This window comes from Christensenella timonensis, from assembly GCF_900087015.1.
Taxonomy (GTDB): domain Bacteria; phylum Bacillota; class Clostridia; order Christensenellales; family Christensenellaceae; genus Christensenella; species Christensenella timonensis.
In genome coordinates, this window is record NZ_FLKP01000002.1 from 775,764 (window position 1) to 798,484 (window position 22,721).

Below are 22,721 nucleotides of genomic sequence, written 5' to 3' on the forward strand. Positions count from 1 at the left end.
GATGGGCTTATTTTCTAAGAAGCGCAAAGATATCACCATGCGCGTATACCGTACCAACCAGCAGGCACAGCCGATGGCTCCCAGCGAGGAAGAGATCGCCGCGCAGTTGCCGGTGGCGCATGACGAGGAACAGGTAGAGGGCATGTGGGAAAAATGCCCGGAGTGCGGCATGGTCATCTATACGGACGACCTCATTGCCAATCTTAATGTGTGCACAAACTGCAATTACCATTTCCGCCTTTCCGCGCGCCAGCGCATCATGTATACGGCGGACGACGATACCTTTGTAGAGATGAATGCCGACCTGGTCGGCACGAACCCGCTCGATTTTCCGGGATATGAGCAGAAGGTGCAAAAAATCCGCGGATATACGAGCGAAAAAGAATCGATCATCACAGGAGAATGTAAGATCGGCGGTATGCCGTGCGTACTTGCCGTGATGGACGGCTTTTTTATGATGGGTTCCATGGGCGCGGCAGTGGGCGAGAAATTCACGCTGGCTGCGGAGCACGCATTGAAAAAGAAACAGCCCCTTGTGGCCTTTACCGTTTCGGGCGGGGCGCGCATGCAGGAAGGGCTGGTTTCCCTGATGCAGATGAGCAAGACAGCGGCGGTACTGGCCAAGCTTGACGAGGCGGGGATCCCGTTTTTTGTGGTGATCACCGATCCGACGACGGGCGGTGTGACGGCGAGCTTTGCAATGCTGGGCGACGTGACGATCGCGGAACCAAACGCGACGATCGGCTTTGCCGGGCGCCGCGTGATCGAACAGACGATCAAGCAGGCGCTTCCGCCCACCTTCCAGACATCGGAATTCCAACTGGAAAAGGGCTTTGTGGATATGATTGTGCCCCGCGGGGAGTTGAAAGATACGCTGGCGAAGCTTCTTAAGATGCATAAAGGAGGGAGCGCGGAATGAGTACAAAACGTTCGGCATGGGAGATCGTGCAGATCGCGCGCGACCCTAAGAGGATTACGACGCAATATATCATAGAAAATGTATTTACGGACTTTATGGAGATGCACGGCGACAAATTGTTCGCGGACGACGCGGCAATGATCGGCGGGATTGGCTATTTAGACGATATCCCGGTCACGGTGGTTGGACAGGAAAAAGGGACTGACCTGCGGGACAAGGTGGCGCGAAATTTCGGGTGCTCAAACCCGGAAGGATACCGCAAATCGCTGCGGTTGCTGAGGCAGGCGGAAAAATTTAAGCGTCCGGTGGTGTGTATCATCGATACGCAGGGGGCGTTCTGCGGAGTCGGTGCGGAGGAACGCGGCGTGGCGGAATCCATCGCACGCAACCTGCTGGAGCTGTCCCGGTTGAAAACGCCGGTGATCAGTATTTTTATCGGTGAAGGCGGATCGGGCGGCGCGATCGCCCTTGGCGTGGCGGATAAGCGGATGATGCTTGAAAATGCGCTGTATTCCATCCTTTCCCCGGAAGGGTTTTCCAGCATTTTATGGAAGGACTCTTCGCGGGCGGCAGAGGCGGCAGAGCTGATGCGCATGACAGCGGCAGAGATCAAGGAAATGGGATTGATCGACGATGTGCTTTCAGAGCCGGAAGGCGGCGCGCAATCAGGCGATAATGGAAAGTTTGCAAAGGTGATCAAGCAATACCTTGTTGACAGCATCAAAGAATTGCAAAAGGAACCCATCGACCAGCTGCTGCAAAAGCGCTATGATAAGATCAGGTCGTTCGGACAGGATGCAATCACAGAATGACAAAAGATATAAACGGGAAGCGGAGTGCTTCCCGTTTTTTGTCGCATATGTTATGATTAAGGCATAACCAATGTATCTGTTACGGGGCGGGGATTGCCGGAAAGAGGGGATATTTATGAAAAAGGGAAAAATATTGCTGTGCATGCTGGCCACGGTATTTTTGGTCATGACGCTGGTTCTGCCTGTTTTCGCGGAAACGGGGCAGGGCACAGTGGAACCGGAACAGCCGGGCGGGGCCGCGGTTTCTTCCATTGGTATGAATTTTGTATTTACTGACAGCGACGGAATACCTCTTGAGGGAATCGATGTTTTCCTGCAGGAAGCGGGAGACACAGAATATGTCTACAACGATGTGACAGACAAAGACGGGAAATTGTTCCTGCCAGATATACCGCTTTCGGATTTTGCCCTGGTGACGAAAAAGCAGGAGGGCGCGCTTACGGGCGCAGTGAGGATACACCTGTATCCGGCAGAAAAAACGGAAATCTTAAACCAGCCGAAAGTAGAAACAGCCCTGGATTTGCGGGGAGCCAAAAACGCTGCACTGGCGACAGATAATACCTCGCCGCTTGGGACGGGGGAGGTTTGTGCCGCGATCAGGAACGGTACCATATCTGATTTGGTCGATTCGGCACAGGGATCGGCGGGCCCGATCATTCCCAGCGACATGAAGCCGTATGAGTATGAAGTCAATATTAACCAAACAGCGCAAGCGGTTGATTTTGCCCTTACGGTGCCGCAAGACGGGATGATCGTCCTGACGGCGGCGGTGGACGGCGTTTTGCCGGAACCTACGCCGATGCCCGAACCGACAGCGACGGCAACGCAGACCCCGGCGCCCACTGCCACAACGACAGCGGAGCCTGATCCGACAGCGTCTTCCCCTACACCGACGCCTTCGGAAGCGCCTACCGCCACACCCACGGCAAGCATAACGCCTACGGCGAGCGTAATACCGACGCCCGAGCCGACACCAGCGCCTACGACTTCGCCAAACAAGGTGAATGTCAAGGTTTACCTGATGGATGGCGAAGGGATGGCATTGCCGGGATATACGGTGACGCTGGGGGAGGATCATAAAAAAACGGCAAATGCCAAAGGTACGCTTTACCTTTCCAATATCGCGCCGGATGATACCCAGACAATGCGCGTATACGATCCGGACAACAAGGCGCGCGGCAGCTGTAAGCTGGAATTCAGCGAGGGTGATGAAACGGCATCCAAGCTGCAGGACAATACCTATACGGTGACATATCAAAAAGGTACGCAAGACGTTTTTATGGCTGCAAGTGTAGACCCGGATGGCGATAAAGAAACGGATATTGTGGTAGAAAAGGTTTCGGGCGATCCGCTCCAGCCGGGAAAAACGGAAGAGAAGAAAACGGATGAAAAGGGCCATAAAAAGCCTGTGGAGCTTCAAAATGAACCATGCCTCAATGGATACCTGATAGATGCGGACGGCAAGATCCTGCAGGAGGCAACGGTAGAGAGCCTGAATCTGGAAAACAAGGGGATGCTGAGTGACGCGACGGATGTCAAAGGCTATTTTGAGATCCCGGCAATTTCCAAAGGGAAACATCGGATTACCGCAACGGCGGATGACGGCACGCTTGTAGGCGAAGTTGAGGTAGAGGTGCAGGTGGGCGCGGTAACGGGGATCGCTTCGCAGGAGGGGACATTTGTGCTCAGTATTTCCAAGGATGCAAAGGAAGTATATGCAAACCTGAAGGCGGACGGAAGAGGCGGGCTCAATATTTCAGATGTATCGGAAACACAGGCCACGGTTCCCGCCGTATCATCTGCTGCGCCGTCCGCAGATGTGAGCGCATCGGCAAGCCCGCTACCGTCTGCGCCGATCCGTGAGCAGACGCAGGAAAACGGCATAAGCCCGGTGGTACTGGTGCTGATCCTTGTCGGTGTGGCGGTCGCTGTATTGGCGGTGTTCCTGGTCATTAAGGTACAGAGGGCGAAAAAGAACGGATACAGGGATTAAAAGGACACGATAAAAAACCGCAGGTACCTGCGGTTTTTTTGATTCCCCTCATCAGCTGTTTTTCATGATGATACTTTCAAGCGTATTGGCGACGTCTTCGCAGGCGTCGCAGCAGCCTTCAAAATAATTGTAAGTCTTAGACCAGACCATGATCTCGATCGGGTCTGTCGAATTGACGTGCAAGTCCCGCATAGCCTTGGTATAGAGCTGGTCGCCGTCGCCTTCCAGACGGTTGATCTCTATGATGCACTCGGAAAGCAGGGAAGATTTTTTGAAATTAGAAAACTCCTGCATCGCCTTTTTGAGCATATCGCAGCAGGAAACGATGATGTCCATGAATTCGAGAGCTTCGGGGCGGATCGAGCGGATATTGAATGTATAGATCTTGACGATCACATCCTCGACCGCATCCGTCACATCGTCAATGCGCTGGGCAAGCTCGGTGACATCCTCGCGCTCGATGGGCGGGAGGAATTCGTGGAGCAGCACCTGCATCATTTCGTGCTTGGCGCTGTCGGCCGCATGCTCGATCTCGTGGATGGAATTCATGACCTCTTCGACCGTATCCGGATCGAAATGGTGGAGCGTTTCGTTTAACTGCGAGGCAGCTTTGCAGGAATAATTGACCAGGTTTACAAACCCTTCATAATAATTATAAGACCGTTTTTTTGCCATGTTGCGTTTCATTCCTTTCTTTTATCAGAATACCGCCATGAAGAGCAATGCCATCAGGAAACCGATGATTCCGCAGCCGGGAAAAGTCAGGATCCATGCCATGAACATTTCCTTGACTACGCCCCAGTTTACGGATGACATGCGGCGCGCGGCGCCTACGCCCATGATAGCGGTCGTTTTGGTGTGTGTCGTACTGACGGGGAGGCCCGTGAGCGAAGAAACGAGCAGGCAGGCTGTAGCGGACATATCCGCATCGAACCCCTGATATCCCTTGAGGTGCACCATATCCATGCCCACCGCCTTGATGATGCGGTAACCGCCGATAGACGTGCCGAGGGCCATGACAGCCGAGCATAGGATCATCAGCCAGATGGGGATCTCAAACGAAGTGACGTTGGCCTGGCCTTGGGCAAGGAAAAGGCCGAGCAGGAACACGCCCATGAATTTCTGGCCGTCCTGCGCGCCGTGCATGAACGACATGGCCGCCGCGCCGCCGATCTGTCCATAGTGGAAAAATTTTGTCGTTTTCCGGTGGTCTTTATGCTTGCAGATGAGCGCGGTCAGCTTGCCGGAGCCCCAGCCAAGCCCAAAGCCCAAGCCTGTGGAAAGGGCGAGGCCGTATAATACCTTGACCCACTCTGCACCGTTGATGCCGCCGAGCCCGCCGTGCATCGCAATGGCGGCGCCCGAAAGCCCGGCGATGAGCGCGTGGCTCTCGCTGGTAGGGATGCCGAAGCGCCAGGCGACCGTCGCCCATGTAACGATGGCGACCATAGCTGCGCACAATGCGACAATGGATTCGTGCGGGTCGCCGCCGAAATCGACCATGCTGTAAATGGTGTAGGCGACGGTGGCGTTGATCATGGTCATGACCAAAACGCCGAGGAAATTAAAAACAGCCGCCATCAGGATCGCGGGTTTGGGCTTTAAGGCCCGTGTGGAAACACATGTCGCGATCGCGTTGGGGGCGTCTGTCCACCCGTTGACTAAAATCACCGCGAGCGTCAGGATCACGGTAATCAAAAAGGCGGGATTCGTACCCATTTGCGTGAGAAATTCTGAAAATGATATCGACATAAACATTTCCCCGATCGGTTGTAATGGTGGAGCAATAATCGTCCGCTACCAGTATACTATAAAAAAGATAAATATTGTATAAACAAAATGCGGATATGAAAAAAAGGGAGGCGGTTCGCCTCCCTTTTTGGTACTATTCCGTAAACCGCAATTGGTTGACGTGTTCCTGCATTTTTTCCGCGCGTTTTTTGAAGATGACCGTGAGCGTCAGGAAGACGCCGAGGAAAATGAGCAGCATACCGATACATTGCCAGATGAGCGTGATGTTCGTCCCCGAAATCGATTCCCGCAGGGCTGTGACGCAATACGTGAACGGCATGAATGGGTTCAATACCTTGAAGAAGTTGGGCACGAGCTCTAAAGGGAACGTCCCGGCGTCCGCCGTCAGCTGCAGGATCAGGAGTACGATGGCGATGAGCCGTCCTGCATCCCCCAGCAGCGAGATGAGCATCTGCACAATGGCGATGGCTGTCAGGGACATCACGATAATAGTCAGGAAGTAAAGCGGAATGTTGTTTGGCTGTAGGCCGAGCGTGAATACGACCGCGCCGACCATGACCGCCTGCAGCAGCCCGATAAACGCATAGGAAAGGTATTTTCCAATGGCGGACTGTGCACTGTTCGCTTTGAGGGCAGGGTCTTCCCTGGGCGAAATGATGAAGAACATCAGGATCGCGCCCACCCACAGAGAGAGCGGGATGAAATAGGGAGCGAAACCCGTCCCGTAGTCGGGGACAGGATTTAAGGGCTGGTTTGACATCGTGACCGGATCGCTGATGTATGCAGCCATCGTTTCACTGGAATTTACAAGATTACCGTCGATATAGTCCACGCCGTCCGCCAGTTTGGTTTTCAGTTCGGAAGTGCCGTCTGTCAGCTGGCCTACGCCGTCCGCCAGGGCCGGAACCTGGTCGCTTAGGGAAGCCAGCCCTTCGTGCAACGAAGAAGAACCATCCGCAAGCTGCGTAATGCCGTCGGCCGCCTGGCCTACGCCGTCCGCGAGTTTACTGCCGCCGGCAGCGAGCTGGGACACGCCGTCCGCAAGGGCCGGAGTCTTTTCGGAAAGCGCGTTTGCGCCTGTATCGAGCTGCTCCGCGCCTCCTGCCAGTTGGTCGATGCCGTCCGATAAGGCAGGAAGTTTGCCGTCCAATTCGGAAAGGCCGGCATATAAATCGGCAGAACCGTCCGCAAGCTGTGCCGTACCGTCGGCAGCTGCGTTGATTCCGGCGTCCAGGCGGGAAACGCCCGCTGCGAATGCGGGAGAACCATCCGGCATCGTTTCATTCGCCGGGTCGAGCGCGTACTGGATGCTGCCAAGGCCGGTCTGTATTTGGCTGACTCCGTCCCGGACGTCCCGCAGGTTGTCCGTAAGCTGGCCCTGTCCGTCGATATAAGAGGTCTTAAGGCCGTCCAGCAGCGCTTTGGCATTGGCCGTATCGCCCGCGTCGATCAGGGCCTCGATCTGTCCCACAGCCGTTTCAAACTGTGTGGTGGACGAGGTCGCGGTCATGATGTCGTCAAGGCCCGAAACAGCCTTGCCGCTGCCTTGCAGGAGTGTATCCGTAGAAGCCTTGAGCGCAGCGGTTCCTGTTTTGAGCGCAGCAGAGCCTTCCGTAAGCGCGGGCATGCCGCCGTTTAGCTGGCTGATCCCGTCATGCAGGGTTTTGGAACCGTCGTAAGCCGCACCGATCCCCGCGGCAAGGGCCTGGCTGTTCGTATGCAGGTCGTCGATCCCGCTTTTGAGCGCATCGGCGCCGTCCGCCAGTTGGCTGGCGCCGTTTTGAAGCGCAGGAACCTGGCTGTTTAAGGAATCCAGCCCGTTTTCAAGCTGCGTACTGCCGCTTTTTAAAGCAGGGGTGTTTGCGTTGAGCTGGAGGAGGCCGTTTTGGAGCGTGGAAGAACCGTCCGTGAGCTTGATGACACCGGAAGCGAGCGTAGGTATCTTCCCGTTTAATTCACTGACGCCGTCATAAAGCTGCGCCGCCCCGTCCGAAGCTTGCTGCAGGCCGTCTTTGGCATCGTACAGCCCGTCGAAAGCGCCCTGCGCATATTCCTTGGTGACGGAGGCAGAAACCTGCTCTTTGAGCTGTGTCTCCACATTCCCGCTGATCTGCGAGGCCAGGAAGTTCTTGGCCTGGTTGGAAGTATAGACGATCTCCGCCACAGCCGGTTTACTCGTCTTGGCGCTTACGATTTTTTGGGAAAAGTCACTGGGGATCGTAAACAGCGAATAATATTTCGTGGACGCGAGACCATCCTTCAAATCGTCCTGCGAGACAAACGACCACGCGACCTCATGGTTTTCCTTGAGATCGGTGATGACATCTTTGCCGTAGTTGACGGACTTGCCGTCAAGGTCTGCGCCCTCGTCCAGGTTCAGGACTGCAACCGGCAGCTGGTCAAGCCTGCCGTAGGGGTTCCAGAACGCCGCCAGATAACACAGGCTGTAGAGCATGGGCACGATCAGGATCGCGATGACGGAAACGCGGATGAAGCGGTTCCGGAAGATGCTCGAAATGTCATGTCCCGTTATCCTTGTGAATTTCAAAACAGTCACTCCTTTTTCATGTCATAGCATTATTTGTACCGACTGGTCAGTACAAATAATATTGCTTTCGACTTCATTTGTCAACATTTTTTGGTATAAAAAAACAGCAGTTTATAAAAAAACTGCTGTGAAGTACCGCGCTTTATAAAATACCGCGCAGGTAATTTTCAAGCAAAAGGTCCGGCACGTCCTTTTTTGAGGAAGGATGAAGCGCGCTGTAAACAGAGGCGGAAACGAGCATTCCCAAAAACCCGGCGACCGCCGCATCCATTTCCTGCGGGGTCTGGGGACCGCCGTCCAGCTCGCGGATGCACGAACGGATATCCTCCGAATATTCGTTCAGTTCTTTACGCAAAAGCTGCTGCCGTTCCTCCTGGCCGAAAAGCTGGCTCAATACGACCTTGATAAAATTTTCGTTTTTGCGCACGGCTTTGAGCTGGGATTGGCATAGGCTGCGCAATTTTTCCGCCGGAGGAAGCTTCTTTCCGAGAACTCTTTTCGCGTCGTCGACAAGATCGGTAAGGCCTGTTTGCATCACAAACAGGAATAAGTCTTCCTTGCTTTTGAAGTGATAGTAGAGCGTCCCCTTGGCGACCCCTGCCAGCACGGCGATCTCATCCATGGACGCGCCCGTATAGCCGCAGCGCGAAAAGATATCGATGGAAGCGTTATAAATGGCTTCTTTAGTCTTATTCATGGCTTTCTCCCCTTGGGATTAGTTTGACTGGTCAGTACAATTATATACTAACCTCTTTTGATAAAAATGCAAGGGTAAGATGTTGGAACAAGAAACTAACGCAATAATTTCCGCACGTAAGCAAGCGGCACATCCATGCGCCTGGCGATGGCTTCTTCCCCCATGCCGCTGTCTGAAAACCGTTTGCACACGGCTTTCATGCTCTCGCCTACCTCGATGATGTGGCGATCGGGATCGTAAAAACGTAGGGCGCGCTGCCCCCAAGGGTGTTCCTTTACACTGTGCACATATTCGATGCCGCCAATATTTTTAAGCCGCTCGACCAGGTCGTCAAAATCCTTTTCCTCAAAGTACAGCTCGTGGTCGTTGCCCGCAAAGGAAATGTCCTTTTGGGGGCGTTCGATGAAGCCGTCCCACGTATCCAGGGTTTGAAGGGAAAGCCCCCCGGTAAATGTGACGTTGGCGCCGAAATCGGCGGTGATGTGAAGGCCGAGCACGTTGCGGTAAAACGCTTTGGATGTTTCCAGGTCGGAAACGACGAGCAAAGGAGCTATAAATTTCATGAAAGAACCTCCTGTCTATCCGGTTTTTTTACCAGTATACGGAAAAAACATGGGGAATGCAAACAAAATGCGTTGAAAAAAAAGCAAGATGGGTATACAATAAAATGTATTGGAAATAAAGAAAGGCACAATATATGGGACTTGAAATCGCGCCGCTTTTCAGCGGTTCCAAGGGAAACTGTATTTATATCGGCACCGAACGCTCCAAGGTACTGGTAGACGCGGGTTATTCATGCACCAAGATTTCGGCGGAGCTGGAGAAGGCGGGCGCGCACATGGAGGACATCGACGGCATTTTGGTGACGCATGAACACAGCGACCATATCGGCGGCGTAGGCGTCATTTCCCGTAAATACGATATCCCAGTGTATGCCAATGAAGAAACATGGCGGCAGATGGAAACGCGCGTGGGCGGGGTGAGTACCAAGAACATCAGGATCATCGACGAGAAGGATTTTTATGTCAAGGAGCTTTGCGTGCAGCCATACGAGATATCGCACGACGCGGTGCGGCCTTTCGGCTACAGCATCACGGCGCAGGGTAAAAAAGTCAGCGTGATGACCGATTTAGGGCATGTGACGGACAAAATCCTCAAACAGGTCGCGGGGTCTTCCATCGTGCTTTTGGAATCCAACCACGATGTAGAGATGCTAAAGTGCGGGCCGTACCCTTACTACCTGAAGCGCCGTATCCTGTCGGGCAGCGGCCATCTCTCCAACGACGACGCGGCAACGACGGCGTACAGGCTGGTTGCTTCGGGCGTGAGGGGGATCCTTCTCGGGCATCTTTCGGAAAAGAATAATTTTTATGAGCTCGCCTATGAAACGGTGTGCTCTTTTTTGCGGCAGAATAATATCGTGATCGGCAAGCATGTCGCGGTGGGCATGGCGAAGCGCGAGGGCGTGACGGGCGTCTATACCGCGATCTGAAAGGTATGGAGGATATATGGTAAAAAGAACGAAGATCATAGTTGCGGTGCTTCTTGCGGTGATAACGGCCATGGGATTGTGCGCGTGCGCGCCGGAGGACGGCCTGACCGAGCTCGTGCTTGAGCTGCCGGATGGATCGGTTGTCGATATGCTGGAACAGTCGAGCGTCAATCTTCCCAAGGAGAATATTGGCAAGGAGGTCAAGCTGCGCGGCACGAAGGTCGTGGACGGCAAGGAGATCTCCAAGGAATTGAAAACGTATGAGCTGAAGGAAGGGTATAACGACCTGACCGTTCACGTTTCGCTGGGGGACGGCGCCGCGGACAAGCGGACGATCACCGTGTTCGTTGAACTGGAAAACCCGCCGCTGAAATCGAGCAAGCCGTCGGACGCGGCGGAACCGCCGGAAGCAGGAGCAAACGAGTAAAGAGGAGATACCGCCATCAGGATCAAGATCATTTGCGTGGGAAAACTGAAGGAAGAATTTTATACAAAGGCGCAGGCGGAATATACAAAAATGCTTGCGCGTTTTTGTGATATCGTGATCGACGAGCTGCCGGACGAGCCGCTTACAAACGTCAAAGGGGAAAAGGCGCTGTCAGCGGTCAGGGACGCGGAAGGCAGGCGGATCCTTGCCAAATGCGAAGGCTACGTGATCGCGTGCGACGTGCGCGCGAAACAGCTCAGCTCCGAAGCGTTCGCGCAAAAGCTGGATACGCTGATGACAGGGGGAAACAGTACCATCAGCTTTGTGATCGGCGGGTCGCTGGGGCTTTCGGAAGAGGTGAAAAGCCGTGCGGATATGCGGCTGTCCGTTTCGGAAATGACGATGCCGCACAGGTTGTTCCGCATCGTGCTGCTGGAGCAGGTGTTCCGCGCATTCAAGATACTAAATCACGAGACATACCATAAATAGTTATGATATAATATGTGTATTATTTATTTGGATGGATGGGAGCAGAAGATGGCAGAAGGAGAATCAAAGAATTTTATCGAAGAAATCATTGAAAACGACCTTGAAAAGGGTGTTGTAAAAGAAGTCGTGACGCGGTTCCCGCCCGAACCGAACGGGTATTTGCATTTAGGGCATGCCAAGGCTATTTGTTTGAATTTCGGGCTGGCGGAGGAATACGGCGGAAAGTGTAACCTGCGCTTTGACGACACAAACCCTTTAAAAGAGGATGCATCCTATGTCGATGCGATCAAAAAAGATATCGAGTGGCTGGGGTTTTCCTGGGACAAGGAAGTATACGGCTCGGATTATTTTGATTATATGTATGAATGCGCGGAAGCGCTCATCAAGAAGGGCCTTGCTTTTGTGGATGATTTAACGGCCGAGCAGATGCGCGAATACCGCGGAACGCTTACGGAGCCGGGCAAGGAAAGCCCATACAGGGAGCGCAGCGTCGAAGAGAATCTGGATTTGTTCCGCCGTATGAGGGCGGGCGAATTCGAGGATGGAGAAAAGATACTGCGAGCGAAAATCGATATGAGTTCGCCCAACCTCAATATGCGCGATCCGGCGGTCTTCCGTGTCGTGAAATCGCCGCACCACCGCACGGGCGATAAGTGGGCCATCTATCCGATGTATGATTTTGCGCATCCGTTGGAGGATGCTTTTGAGGGCGTGACGCATTCGGTTTGTACGATGGAATTCGAGGATCACCGCCCGCTTTACGACTGGGTGGTACAAAACTGCGATTGTAAAAACGTGCCGCGCCAGTACGAATTTGCGCGGCTCAACCTTTCCAATACGGTGATGAGCAAGCGCTACCTGAAAAAGCTGGTGGACGAGGGCGTGGTGTCCGGCTGGGATGATCCGCGCATGCCCACGCTTTCCGGCGTGCGCCGCAGGGGCTATACGCCCGAAGCGATCCGCGATTTCTGCGAACGCATCGGCGTGGCGAAGGCGGTTTCCGAGGTGGATGTACGACTGCTGGAGCATTGCGTGCGCGAGGATTTGAACGCGCATGCGCCGCGCGTGATGGCGGTGCTCCGGCCGCTGAAGCTGACCATCGAAAATTATCCGGACAATGAGACGGAGATGCTTACGGCCGAAGACCTGCCGGGGGGCGAAAGCAGGCACGGGGTGCCGTTCTCCAAGCACCTGTATATCGAGCGGGACGATTTCATGGAGGAAAGGCCGAACAACAAATATTTCCGCCTGTATGTGGGCGGCGAGGTGCGGCTGAAAAATGCGTACATCATCAAATGCGAACGTGCCGTAAAGGATGCGGACGGGAATGTGGCAGAGGTCGTATGCAGCTATGATAAGACGACCAAGTCGGGCGGCGAGAACAGCGGCAAAAAGGTCAAGGGTACGCTGCACTGGGTGGACGCAAATACGGCTGTCAGGGCGCAGGTGCGGCTGTTTGACTACCTGTTTTTGGAGCAGGAGGACGGCAGCTATGTGACGAATGAAAATTCGATGGTGGTGCTTGACCCTGTTTTATTGGAGCCGCACATTAAAACGGCGAAAAAAGGCGACCGCTTCCAGTTTATGCGGCAGGGGTATTTTGCCATCGACCCGGTGGACAGTACGGGGGATAAGCTGGTGTTCAACCAGATCGTAAGTCTGAAGGACAGCTTTGCAAAACAGGTTTTGAAAGGAAATTGACCATGGAAGTAAGAACGAGATTTGCGCCCAGCCCTACGGGATACCTGCATATCGGCGGCCTGCGGACGGCGCTTTATGCATTTCTATTTGCAAAAAAACACGGCGGGAAGTTTATCCTGCGTATCGAGGATACGGACAGGGAGAGGCTTGTCAACCAGGCAAGCGAGATCATCTACCGTACGCTTAAGGATACGGGGCTCGTATACGACGAGGGCCCGGACGTAGGCGGCCCGTACGGCCCGTATATCCAGTCCGAGCGCAAGGATATCTACCGTGAGTATGCACAGGAGCTTGTGCGGCGCGGGGCGGCATATTATTGCTTTTGCACCAAAGAACGCCTGGGCGGCCTGCGCACGCAGTGTGAAGCAAAGGGAAAGCAATTCAAGTATGACAAGCATTGCCTTTCCCTGGCGCCGGAAGAGGTGCAAAAGAACCTTGACGCGGGTGTGCCGTACGTGATCCGCCAGAACATTCCCACGGAGGGGGAAACGACGTACAGCGACATGGTGTACGGCGATATCACTGTGCCCAACAGCGACATGGAGGACAATATCCTTTTGAAGTCGGACGGGTATCCGACATACAATTTAGCGAATGTGGTGGACGACCACCTGATGGGGATCACCCATGTGATCCGTGGGATCGAGTATCTTTCATCGACCCCCAAATACAATCTTTTATATAAGGCGCTTGAATGGGACGTTCCGCAGTATATCCACCTGCCGCCAGTGATGCGCGACAAGCATGCCAAGCTAAGTAAGCGGCACGGCGATGCATCCTACGAAGATTTTATTGCTAAGGGGTTTTTATCCCCTGCGATCCTCAATTATATTGCGCTTTTAGGCTGGAGCCCTTCCGGCAACCAGGAGATATTCACCCTGCCCGAGCTGATCGACGCATTTGATGTGTCGGGCATCAGTAAGAGCCCGGCGATCTTTGATGTGGAAAAACTCACATGGATGAACGGGGAATATATCCGCGCGCTTTCCGAAGAAGAATTCATCAGCACGGCAATGCCGTATTTTGAGCAGGCCATCGACCCGGATAAATTCGACCTGCCGCTTTTGACGCGCCTTATCCAGCCACGGCTGGAGGTGCTCACCGATATCCCCGGGAAAGTCGCTTTTCTGGGCAAGATGCCGGACTATGGTATCGACCTTTACAACCACAAAAAGATGAAGGTAACGCCTGAAAGTGCGCTGGTAAACCTTAAGGAGGCATACCCGGTGCTGCGCGACCTGCCGGAATTCAGCGAGACGGCGCTGCACGACGCGATGATGGGGCTGGTGCAGAGGCTGGGCATCAAGAACGGACAGCTCCTGTACCCTCTGCGCGTGGCGATTTCCGGTGTGGCGGTCACGCCGGGCGGGGCGATCGAGATCGCGTATCTGTTAGGAAAGCATGAAACGCTTTCACGGCTGGAAAAGAGTATCGAATTGCTTAAAAAGCAGCTCGTATAGGAGGTTTTTATGCAAGAGCAAATGCTTATGCCGCAGCCGGCGCCGGACAAAACAAAGATAGGCGGGTGGCTCGCTTTTATCGGGTTCCGGATCATTGCCGGGCTCGTGATGAATCTCGTAGGGTTGGCAGCCATGGCGGTAAACAAAGCGCAGGGTATATATTATTTTTACGGATCAGACATCCTGCTGGTTGTGATCACCTGCCTGGGTGCAGCGACGCTGGTTTTTTATTTTCTGAAGAAAAAGCCGTTTGTGTTTTTGTATATTGCGTGTGTGGCGGTGACGCTCGTGAACAATGCGCTGGTACAGGGCGGCGCACTTTTTGCAGTACAGGTCGTGGTAGAATCCTTGCTGGTCGCGTATCTCCTGATGTCGCGCAGGGTTGCTTATGTCTATGATTTCCACATCAGGGCAAACGCGGTGCCGCGTTATGAAGGGGCGGCGGTGCCTGTGGCGGCTGCCGGACTGAATCCGCAGCAAGAGCAGGTTTTTGCCGACTTGCTGGAAGCAAAAAAGCAACACGACGAAGGGACTCTCACGGACGAGGCATTTGAAGAACGGAAAAGAAAGCTGCTGCTTGCGCTTTAGGAGGACTGGATATGAAAAAATTTGTAGCGGTAATGGCAGCTGCCCTGTTGATTGTGCTATGCACGGGTACGGCCTTTGCGCATGGGGATACATACAGCCTGCCGGATTTGAACCTGACGGTTGAGATCCCTGACGGATACCTGGTAGTGACGGACGAGACTCTGGACGATCCGGATGTCAAGGAAGCGCTCTACGACCTTTTTGGCTTAGAGGCGCGGGAGGCGCGTACTTCGCTTGCAGACCAGGATATTTACCTGGATGCGCTGGAAGCGGACGGAAAGAATGAGTTTATGATCAGTATGACACAGGACGAAGAAGATGGTGCAACCTCTGTGATGTCCACAAACTTTACACAAATGCTGATCGAGGATATGCAGGACGTAGAGGGATATGTTGACCAGCAAGTGGAGTATTTTAAGAGTGAAGCCTTTGCGGAGGAAGTCGGCGGGAAAGTCGTGGGCGTCGAAAAAGTACAAACAGACGACGCGCTTTATATTTCTTACCATATCATCGTGGAAGTCGGCGGTGCGGCATATGACGAGCTGCATTACATGACGATTAAGAATGGACAGCATCTGGACTTTATGCTGCGTGAAAACAATGGGAGCATAACGCCGGAACATGAAGAGCTGATGGAAGGTATCATGGACAGTGTGAAGATCGGGAAGGCGGACAATGCTGTCACGAGGAAAATAGCGCAAAACGAGCAGACAAGCATGGCCGGGGTGGTCGTAGGGATCGTTCTGGCGGCAGTCGTAGCGCTGGGCGCTTACCTGCGGTACCGGAGCCGCCGGAAGGCAGAACAGGCGCAGGTAAACCGGATGGCGGACATCGAGCGCGATTCGATCCTGAAAGCAAACGCCGCTGAACAGGTCAAATATCTGATCGGACGGCTTACCGTGATGCGCGGTGAAGGCGTGATCACGCAGGAGGAATACGACAGGAAAGTGGAAGAGATCGGGAAGCGGAATCTTTAAAGGACGCAGGAATCACTTGACTTTTCCATGAAAAATGAGATATAATACCTTGATGTAGCGTCCTTGCCCTGCGGACAAAAGCAGGGCCATTAGTCCATGAGGAGGTGAATTACGGATGACAAAGTATGAATCCATGTATATTTTGAAGCCGGATATGGAAGAGGAAAAGAAAGACGCGCTCGTAAAGCGGTTTTCCGACATCGTCGTAAACAACGGCGGCAATGTCGAAAAGATCGACGAGTGGGGCAAAAAGCGTCTTGCCTACCCGATCCAGTATATCAATGACGGCTACTATGTACTGATGAACTTTGAAGCGGATCCGGCGCTGCCGGCCGAGCTTGAAAGAAACTACAAGATTTCAGACGACGTACTGCGTTTTATGGTTATCAATCTCGACGAGAAATAAAAATGGATACAGGCATGTTTTTCGTGCCTGGAAACGATTTGCATGAAAAGGATGGTTCCAGTATGAACAAAGCGATTCTGGTTGGAAATTTAACAAGGGATCCTGAACAGCGTACGACATCGAGCGGTATTTCCGTTACGAGTTTCACGGTGGCAGTGCAGCGCAGGTATAAATCGCAGGACGGACAGCAGCAGGCGGATTTTATCCCGGTGGTATGCTGGCGCGGACTGGCTGAAAATGTTGCGAAGTATTGCGTAAAGGGTTCCAAGGTTGGCGTTGTGGGCACGATCCAGACGCGTAACTATGACGATGCGAACGGTGTAAGACGCTACGTGACCGAGGTCATCGCGGATGAAGTTGAATTTTTGAATAGCAGGCGCGACAGCCAGGGAAGCGGCCAGGGCGATTACGTCCCGCCGCAGGCGCCACCGCAGCAGAATGCAGACGACCTGTTTGCGGAAGAGCTTTCTGATTTCCAGCCGCTTGATGATGCGGAACTGCCTTTCTGATTTCTAAGTAAAGGAGTATCTCACAATGAGTGAAGAAAGAGCAAGAAGACCTATGCGTGCAAGACGTCCGAGAAGGAAAGTTTGTATGTTCTGTGCGGATAAGTCGGAAACAATAGATTACAAAGACGTTGCAAAACTGAGGAAGTTTATCACGGAGCGCGGCAAGATCATGCCGAGGCGCGCTTCCGGCACATGCGCAAAGCACCAGAGAGAGCTTGCGATCGCGATCAAGCGTGCAAGGATTATGGCGCTTCTGCCGTATGTATCCGACTAAGAACTGTTTAAAAAAGCGGTATGGCCATTGGCCATACCGCTTTTTTATGGGAAAATTTTGTCCGGTTTCATATACAAGGGCAAAGGCGGATTGCGGCTTCATAGCCGTAAATTTGTATTTTGCGGCGGTCAATAAAGTCCGATCAGCACATAAAACTCCCATGCAGGTAGAAATATTCCCCTATACAGCCCGATGCGAATTTGTTAAGATAAAAGCCAATTTAGAAAGCATCCCCATTTCTGTTCAACGACACCGGTCTGGGCCTAAGTAAGATCATGGAAATAAAAAATTCATACAGGAGGGTACGTTATGGGATATCTGTTAACGCCGGATTCGCAGGAGCTCGTGTCCATGGTAAAGGATTTTGCGGAGAGGGAAATCAAGGAGCAATGTAAAGCTTATGATGTTTCCGGGGAGTTCCCGGCAGACATTATGGAAAAAACGCTGGCCATGCAGCTTCATTTGATTGAAGTGCCGGAGGAACATGGCGGAATGGGCCTCGGCCTGGTTACGGTTGCGGCGATCTACGAGGAACTGGCCAAAGCGGATGCAGGCATACCGTCTACGCTTGCAACAAGCGCAATGGCGTTAAAGCCGGTCATGGCGGCGGGAACTACGCGGCAGGTAAAGCAGGTTGCGGAAACTTTAACGGCGGGCGGATACGGAGCCTTTGCCTTAACCGAGCCGGCAGCGGGATCCGACGCGGCAAATACGCGTACGACGGCGGTTCGCGAGGGCAATGAATATGTGATCAACGGCGACAAATGTTTCATTTCCAACGGCGGTATTGCGGATATTTATATTGTGTTCGCGATGACGGATAAGCAGGCGGGCACAAAGGGAATCTCCGCGTTTTTGGTGGAGAGCGACAGGCAGGGTGTCAGCGTAGGCAAAGAGGAAGACAAGATGGGCCTCAGGCTTTCCAATACGACGTCCGTATTTTTTGACGACGTTCGTATTCCGGCCGAAAACCTGATCGGACAGGAAGGAAAAGGGTTTGGCCTTGCTATGAAAACGCTTGACATAGAGCGTATCCTGACGGCGGCCATCACCATAGGGATCGCGCAGCGCGCCATGGAAGAGGCAACCGCCTACGCAAAGGAACGTACGACGTTTGGCAAACCTATCATATACAACCAGGCGATACAGTTTATGCTCGCGGATATGGATATTAAAATCGAAACCGCACGGCAAATGATGATCCACGCGCTGGACATGGCGCAAAACGGTATGCGCACGACGAGGGAAGCGGCGATCGCAAAGTGTTATTCCTCGGATATGGCAATGCAGGTCGTGATCGACGCGCTGCAGGTACTGGGCGGATACGGCTACAGCAGGGAATATCCGGTGGAGAAGCTGATGCGCGACGCAAAGGTTTTCCAGATTCTCGAGGGTACCAACCAGATACAGCGCATGGTAATCGCCGGCAACCTTATGAGGTAAGCGGATGGAAATACTGGTATGCATCAAACAGGTTCCCGCAGATATGGAAGTCCGGATCGATCCGCAGACGGGAACGCTGATGCGAGACGGTATCGAGTGTATCGTCAATCCCTTCGACCGCCTGGCGCTGGAATTGGCGGTGCAGCATAAGGAGCGGCACGGCGGCAGCGTCACGGTGCTTTCCATGGGCCCGCGCCAAACGGAAACGGCGCTTCGGGAGTGCCTTGCCGTGGGGGCGGACGAGGCGTGGCTGGCAAGCGACCGGACGTTTGGCGGCGCGGATACGCTGGCTACCAGCTATGTGCTTGCGCAGGCGGCGCGCGCCATCATGCAGAGGAAAAACATCGGCGGTTTTGATTTGGTTTTGTGTGGGAAACAGGCGATGGACAGCGATACGGCGCAGGTGGGCGCGGAGCTGGCCGAGATACTGGATCTGCCGCAGGTGACGGGAGCCGTTGGGTTTGAACAGGCGGCAGGCGGCTATCTTGTGCTGCGCGAGCGTAAGGCTGCTGTCGATCAAGTCAAGGTGCAAGGGCCGTGCGTGCTGACCATCGGAAATGCACAGGTCGCCCCGCGTTACCCGACGATGAAAAGCAAAATGGCGTCTATGAAAGCGCAGGTTTCCATACTGGGCCCGGGCGACATGGACGGACTGGAGCCTGAACGCACGGGAAGCACAGGTTCTCCCACAAAGGTGGCCGAGGTTTGCGTCATCCCGCATGAAAAGGACGCGGTGATGTTTGGCGGCAGTATAGAAGAAATTGCAGGCAGCATGGCGGACGTCCTGCAGGGAATGGTTTGCGGCAACGGGGGACGGCAGGCATGACAAAGGAAAGGTCACAGTGTAAGGATATTTGGGTATACCTTGAACAGGAGCACGGGCAACTGGAAAAAGCGGGGCTGGAACTGTTTACTCCGGCGAGGGCGCTTGCGGACGCATACCATGAAGACGTGGTTGCGATCCTGATCGGCGGGCAAATCACATCCGCGATGATAGCGCATGCGGCGTCCCTGGGTGCGGATACCGTCATCGCCGTTGCAGGAAGCGGATACGGGGAATACCATACGGAAGCCTTTGCAGATGCATTTTGTATTTTAGCGGAGAAATACCGGCCGAATTCTATCCTCATCGGCGCGAGCGACAACGGCAGGGATCTTGCGCCGCGCATTGCCGCGCGGCTTAAGACAGGACTGACGGCCGACTGCATCGATATCCGGCCGGGAGATGAAAAGGTGACACGCTTTATATGTCCTGCGTTCGGCGGTAATTTGCTGGCGACGATCATATGTCCGCAGCGCCGGCCGCAGATGGCGACGGTGCGCGCAGGGGTTTTCCGCCAGCCTGAAGAAAATAAAAGAGAATGTACGGTTATCAGGGAAACGGTTCCGCAAAAACCTTTGCGTACCGTGCTGGCAGGGTCGGTGCGTAAGGAGCAGGATGGAAATTGCGGCCTGGAAAAAGCAAAAATTATTGTTGCCGGCGGCAGGGGCATGGGCGGAGCGAAGAACTTTGAGCTGATTCGCGAACTGGCAGGGGAACTGGGCGGCGCAGCCGCTTCATCCCGCCCACCGGCGGATCTGGGATGGATTTCCCACGAACACATGGTGGGACAGACGGGCGCCAGCATCATGGCGGATCTATATATTGCCTGCGGGATCTCCGGAGCGATCCAGCATATGACGGGGGTGTCTTCGGCCAAAACGGTTATCGCCATCAATACGGATCCGGATGCGCCGATTTTCAAGGCGGCGGATTTCGGGATCGTGGGGGATGCCGTGGAGATCATACCGGCATTGCTCAAAGAGCTGCGCAAACGTAAAACGAATGAATCAGAGAAAGGGGAATTTTTAAAATGACAGATGTAACGGTACAAAAACAGGGGCCCGTGGGGATTATGACGCTATCTTCGGACAAGGGGCTTAACATTTTCAGCGTGGAGCTGTTTGAAAAGATGACGGCGTGCATCGACAAGCTGGACGCCGACCCCGACATCCGTGCCATCATCATCACCGGGGAAGGAAAGGCTTTTATGGCGGGCTCGGACGTGAAGTATATGCTGCAGCTCAATATAGAGCAGGGAATGTATTTTACGCACGTGGGAGTGCAATTTTTCCGTAAGCTGGAATTGCTGCGCAAGCCTGTCATTGCGGCGGTTAACGGCTATTCCATGGGCGGCGGAACGGAAATGTCTATGGCCTGCGATATCCGCATCGCCTCCTCAAAGGCGGTTTTTTGCCAGCCGGAAACAGGACTGGGAATCATACCGGGCTTTAACGGGACGCAGCGGATGGTTCGTTTACTGGGCCCGGGCAAGGCCAAGGAGCTGATTATGACGGCAGAACGCATCGATGCGCAGGAAGCTTACCGGATCGGTCTTGTCAATAAGGTTGTGGAACCGGAGAAATTACTGGATGAAGCGGTTGCGATGGCAAACAGGATCGCGGCCAATTCACCGATGGCGGTCGCCGCCGCAAAGCTGGCGATCGGCCGCGGCGCGGAAACGGATTTGGAAACGGGGATCGTACTGGAAGAGATGCTGACCAGGCAGTGCTACGACAGTCCTGACCGCGTAGAAGGAATGACGGCTTTTGTGGAAAAACGGAAGGCTGATTTTCCGCCTCTGAAATGATAGAAGGAAAGCAGAATGACAGATAAGAGATACAGCATGGACGAGGCGCTCGACCTCATCAAAAGCGGGGACGTGATGGCGTCCAGCGGGTTTGGTATGGCGGGTATGGCAGAGGAAGTGCTTACCCGGTTGGAAGAACGTTTTTTAAAGACCGGCCAGCCGCGAGGGCTGACGCAGTATTCTGGTTCCGGCCTCAGTGATTCTGCCGGCGGGGGCAGCGACCACCTTGCCCACGAGGGGCTTTTGAAGCGTATCGTATCAGCCTTTTTCGGAACCAACCTGAAAATCGGTGAGATGATTTTGAACAATGGGGTAGAGGCGTATAATGTGCCGCAGGGTACGGTCATGCGCTTATACCGCGCGCGGCTGTGCGGCGACGACAGATACCTGACAAAGGTCGGCCTGAACACTTATGTGGATCCGCGGCTCGAGGGCGGCAAGATGACCGGACGCTCGACAGACGATATCGTGGAAGTCGTTACCGTCAAAGGCGGGGAATACCTGTCCTACGATGTACCGAAATTCGACATCGGGCTGGTTCGCGCTACGGCGGCAGACCCGGACGGCAACCTGTGCATCGACGAAGAAGTGGTCAAAACGGATATCCGGCTGATCGCGATGGCCGTGAAAGCCTGCGGCGGGAAGGTGATCGCGCAGGTCAAAAGGATTGTACCGCGCGGCAGCCTTGCGGCGGACAAGGTGTATGTGCCCGGCATCTTTGTAGATGCGCTCGTCGTGTGCGGCGAACCGGAGAAAAACCACCGGCCGATCGGCGATATGACCGGATACGATCCAACTCTGACCGGCCATAGCCGCGTCCTGGCAACAAAAAACGGAAAGCTGCCCATGAGCGCGAAAAAAGTGATCGCCAGGCGGTGCGCGCAGGAGCTAAAGCCGGGCGCTGTCGTCAACCTCGGGATCGGCGCGCCTGAATTTATCGCGGCGGTAGCGGATGAAGAGGGCGTATACGAGCGGATGACGCTGACGGCGGAAAGCGGCGTGATCGGCGGGATCCCCTGCGGCGGAAAAGATTTCGGCGCGGCGCGAAACGCGGTGGCGATGATCGAACAGGAAAGCCAGTTTGATTTTTACGACGGCGGCGGGCTTGACATAACGTATCTCGGTTTTGCGCAGGCCGACCAGGCAGGCAGCGCGAATATTTCCAGGTTCGGTTCCAGGATTTACGGCTGCGGCGGCTCGATCAATATTTCGCAAAACACAAAAAGGCTGGTTTTTTGCGGCACCTTTACCGCGGGAGGGCTGCGGGAAAGCTTTTGCGGAGGAAAGCTTGTCATTGAGCAGGAGGGGAAAAATAAAAAGTTTTTGCAAAAGATCGACCAGATCACGTATCATGGCAAAATGGGTTTTGAAAACGGTCAGGAAGTGCTGTATATCACGGAACGCGCGGTATTTCGCGTGACGCGTGGCGGCCTTGAGCTGATCGAAATAGCGCCGGGGATCGACCTTGACAGGGACGTTTTGGCGCAAATGGAATTTTACCCAAAGATCAGCGATCACCTGAGCACAATGGACAGCGTGTTGTTTGGGGAAGGGCTGGTCGGGCTGCAAAGGCAAATGGTGTGAAGATAGGAGGTCAGGCATAA

Annotated in this window: 23 protein-coding genes; 18 read left to right on the forward strand and 5 right to left on the reverse strand. The window is 54.0% G+C overall.

Going from position 1 to position 22,721, the window contains the following annotated elements; genetic code table 11:
- The first annotated feature begins 1 nt into the window (after position 1).
- The 3 genes from accD (at position 2) to BN6471_RS12865 (ending at position 3,724) form a co-directional block, all read left to right on the forward strand.
- Positions 2 to 919, forward strand: a complete 918-nt coding sequence (gene accD, locus BN6471_RS05230; protein ID WP_082903350.1) for an acetyl-CoA carboxylase, carboxyltransferase subunit beta — start codon at positions 2 to 4, stop codon at positions 917 to 919.
- Positions 916 to 1,731 (forward strand): acetyl-CoA carboxylase carboxyltransferase subunit alpha, encoded by an 816-nt coding sequence (locus BN6471_RS05235; protein ID WP_066646217.1) that lies wholly within the window; start codon positions 916 to 918, stop codon positions 1,729 to 1,731. The genes accD and BN6471_RS05235 overlap by 4 nt, the downstream gene beginning before the upstream one ends.
- A 115-nt stretch (positions 1,732 to 1,846) precedes the next feature.
- On the forward strand, positions 1,847 to 3,724 hold the full coding sequence (locus BN6471_RS12865; RefSeq protein WP_066646218.1) for a carboxypeptidase-like regulatory domain-containing protein: 1,878 nt from the start codon (positions 1,847 to 1,849) through the stop codon (positions 3,722 to 3,724).
- A gap of 51 nt (positions 3,725 to 3,775) precedes the next feature.
- Here the strand turns inward: BN6471_RS12865 and BN6471_RS05245 are convergent, their stop codons facing one another.
- From BN6471_RS05245 to BN6471_RS05265, 5 genes are all read right to left on the reverse strand, one after another.
- Positions 3,776 to 4,399, reverse strand: coding sequence for a DUF47 domain-containing protein (locus BN6471_RS05245; RefSeq protein WP_066646219.1), 624 nt, complete (start codon positions 4,397 to 4,399; stop codon positions 3,776 to 3,778).
- 24 nt (positions 4,400 to 4,423) lie between these two features.
- Positions 4,424 to 5,476, reverse strand: a complete 1,053-nt coding sequence (locus tag BN6471_RS05250) for an inorganic phosphate transporter (protein ID WP_066646220.1) — start codon at positions 5,474 to 5,476, stop codon at positions 4,424 to 4,426.
- Positions 5,477 to 5,609: 133 nt separating this feature from the next.
- Entirely contained in the window at positions 5,610 to 8,024 is a 2,415-nt protein-coding gene (locus tag BN6471_RS05255) for a YhgE/Pip domain-containing protein (RefSeq protein ID WP_066646222.1), read from the reverse strand.
- A 142-nt stretch (positions 8,025 to 8,166) separates the two neighbouring features.
- Positions 8,167 to 8,721 carry a TetR/AcrR family transcriptional regulator gene (locus BN6471_RS05260; RefSeq protein WP_066646225.1) on the reverse strand — a complete coding sequence of 185 codons (555 nt, stop codon included), beginning with the start codon at positions 8,719 to 8,721 and terminating at the stop codon, positions 8,167 to 8,169.
- Positions 8,722 to 8,816: 95 nt separating this feature from the next.
- The gene (locus tag BN6471_RS05265) at positions 8,817 to 9,284 is read right to left on the reverse strand and encodes a VOC family protein (RefSeq protein WP_066646226.1); all 468 of its coding nucleotides are present in this window, start codon (positions 9,282 to 9,284) and stop codon (positions 8,817 to 8,819) included.
- 134 nt (positions 9,285 to 9,418) lie between these two features.
- Here BN6471_RS05265 and BN6471_RS05270 point away from each other — a divergent pair, with 134 nt between their 5' ends.
- The 15 genes from BN6471_RS05270 (at position 9,419) to BN6471_RS05340 (ending at position 22,701) form a co-directional block, all read left to right on the forward strand.
- The gene (locus BN6471_RS05270) at positions 9,419 to 10,213 is read left to right on the forward strand and encodes an MBL fold metallo-hydrolase (RefSeq protein WP_066646227.1); all 795 of its coding nucleotides are present in this window, start codon (positions 9,419 to 9,421) and stop codon (positions 10,211 to 10,213) included.
- A gap of 16 nt (positions 10,214 to 10,229) precedes the next feature.
- Entirely contained in the window at positions 10,230 to 10,640 is a 411-nt protein-coding gene (locus BN6471_RS05275; RefSeq protein WP_066646228.1) for a hypothetical protein, read from the forward strand.
- Between the two features lie 21 nt (positions 10,641 to 10,661).
- Complete coding sequence (rlmH, locus tag BN6471_RS05280; protein WP_278287590.1) at positions 10,662 to 11,129, forward strand: 23S rRNA (pseudouridine(1915)-N(3))-methyltransferase RlmH; 468 nt, start codon at positions 10,662 to 10,664, stop codon at positions 11,127 to 11,129.
- Positions 11,130 to 11,177: 48 nt separating this feature from the next.
- Positions 11,178 to 12,830, forward strand: a complete 1,653-nt coding sequence (locus BN6471_RS05285) for a glutamine--tRNA ligase/YqeY domain fusion protein (protein WP_066649794.1) — start codon at positions 11,178 to 11,180, stop codon at positions 12,828 to 12,830.
- A 2-nt stretch (positions 12,831 to 12,832) separates the two neighbouring features.
- A complete protein-coding gene (gene gltX, locus BN6471_RS05290; RefSeq protein WP_066646230.1) occupies positions 12,833 to 14,290 on the forward strand; it encodes a glutamate--tRNA ligase in 1,458 nt (485 codons plus the stop codon).
- A 9-nt stretch (positions 14,291 to 14,299) separates the two neighbouring features.
- On the forward strand, positions 14,300 to 14,878 hold the full coding sequence (locus BN6471_RS05295) for a hypothetical protein (RefSeq protein WP_066646231.1): 579 nt from the start codon (positions 14,300 to 14,302) through the stop codon (positions 14,876 to 14,878).
- A gap of 11 nt (positions 14,879 to 14,889) precedes the next feature.
- The gene (locus BN6471_RS05300) at positions 14,890 to 15,855 is read left to right on the forward strand and encodes a hypothetical protein (RefSeq protein ID WP_066646232.1); all 966 of its coding nucleotides are present in this window, start codon (positions 14,890 to 14,892) and stop codon (positions 15,853 to 15,855) included.
- 115 nt (positions 15,856 to 15,970) lie between these two features.
- Complete coding sequence (gene rpsF / locus BN6471_RS05305; RefSeq protein ID WP_066646234.1) at positions 15,971 to 16,261, forward strand: 30S ribosomal protein S6; 291 nt, start codon at positions 15,971 to 15,973, stop codon at positions 16,259 to 16,261.
- A 62-nt stretch (positions 16,262 to 16,323) separates the two neighbouring features.
- A complete protein-coding gene (locus BN6471_RS05310) occupies positions 16,324 to 16,770 on the forward strand; it encodes a single-stranded DNA-binding protein (protein ID WP_066649797.1) in 447 nt (148 codons plus the stop codon).
- Between the two features lie 25 nt (positions 16,771 to 16,795).
- Positions 16,796 to 17,044, forward strand: coding sequence for a 30S ribosomal protein S18 (gene rpsR, locus BN6471_RS05315; RefSeq protein ID WP_066646235.1), 249 nt, complete (start codon positions 16,796 to 16,798; stop codon positions 17,042 to 17,044).
- Between the two features lie 309 nt (positions 17,045 to 17,353).
- Positions 17,354 to 18,487 carry an acyl-CoA dehydrogenase family protein gene (locus BN6471_RS05320; RefSeq protein WP_066646236.1) on the forward strand — a complete coding sequence of 378 codons (1,134 nt, stop codon included), beginning with the start codon at positions 17,354 to 17,356 and terminating at the stop codon, positions 18,485 to 18,487.
- A 4-nt stretch (positions 18,488 to 18,491) separates the two neighbouring features.
- A complete protein-coding gene (locus BN6471_RS05325) occupies positions 18,492 to 19,313 on the forward strand; it encodes an electron transfer flavoprotein subunit beta/FixA family protein (protein ID WP_066646238.1) in 822 nt (273 codons plus the stop codon).
- Positions 19,310 to 20,344, forward strand: coding sequence for an electron transfer flavoprotein subunit alpha/FixB family protein (locus tag BN6471_RS05330; protein ID WP_066646240.1), 1,035 nt, complete (start codon positions 19,310 to 19,312; stop codon positions 20,342 to 20,344). The genes BN6471_RS05325 and BN6471_RS05330 overlap by 4 nt, the downstream gene beginning before the upstream one ends.
- Positions 20,341 to 21,117 (forward strand): enoyl-CoA hydratase-related protein, encoded by a 777-nt coding sequence (locus tag BN6471_RS05335; protein WP_066646242.1) that lies wholly within the window; start codon positions 20,341 to 20,343, stop codon positions 21,115 to 21,117. Before BN6471_RS05330 ends, BN6471_RS05335 begins: the two co-directional genes overlap by 4 nt.
- A gap of 15 nt (positions 21,118 to 21,132) precedes the next feature.
- Positions 21,133 to 22,701, forward strand: a complete 1,569-nt coding sequence (locus BN6471_RS05340; RefSeq protein ID WP_066646247.1) for an acyl CoA:acetate/3-ketoacid CoA transferase — start codon at positions 21,133 to 21,135, stop codon at positions 22,699 to 22,701.
- Positions 22,702 to 22,721: the final 20 nt, after the last annotated feature.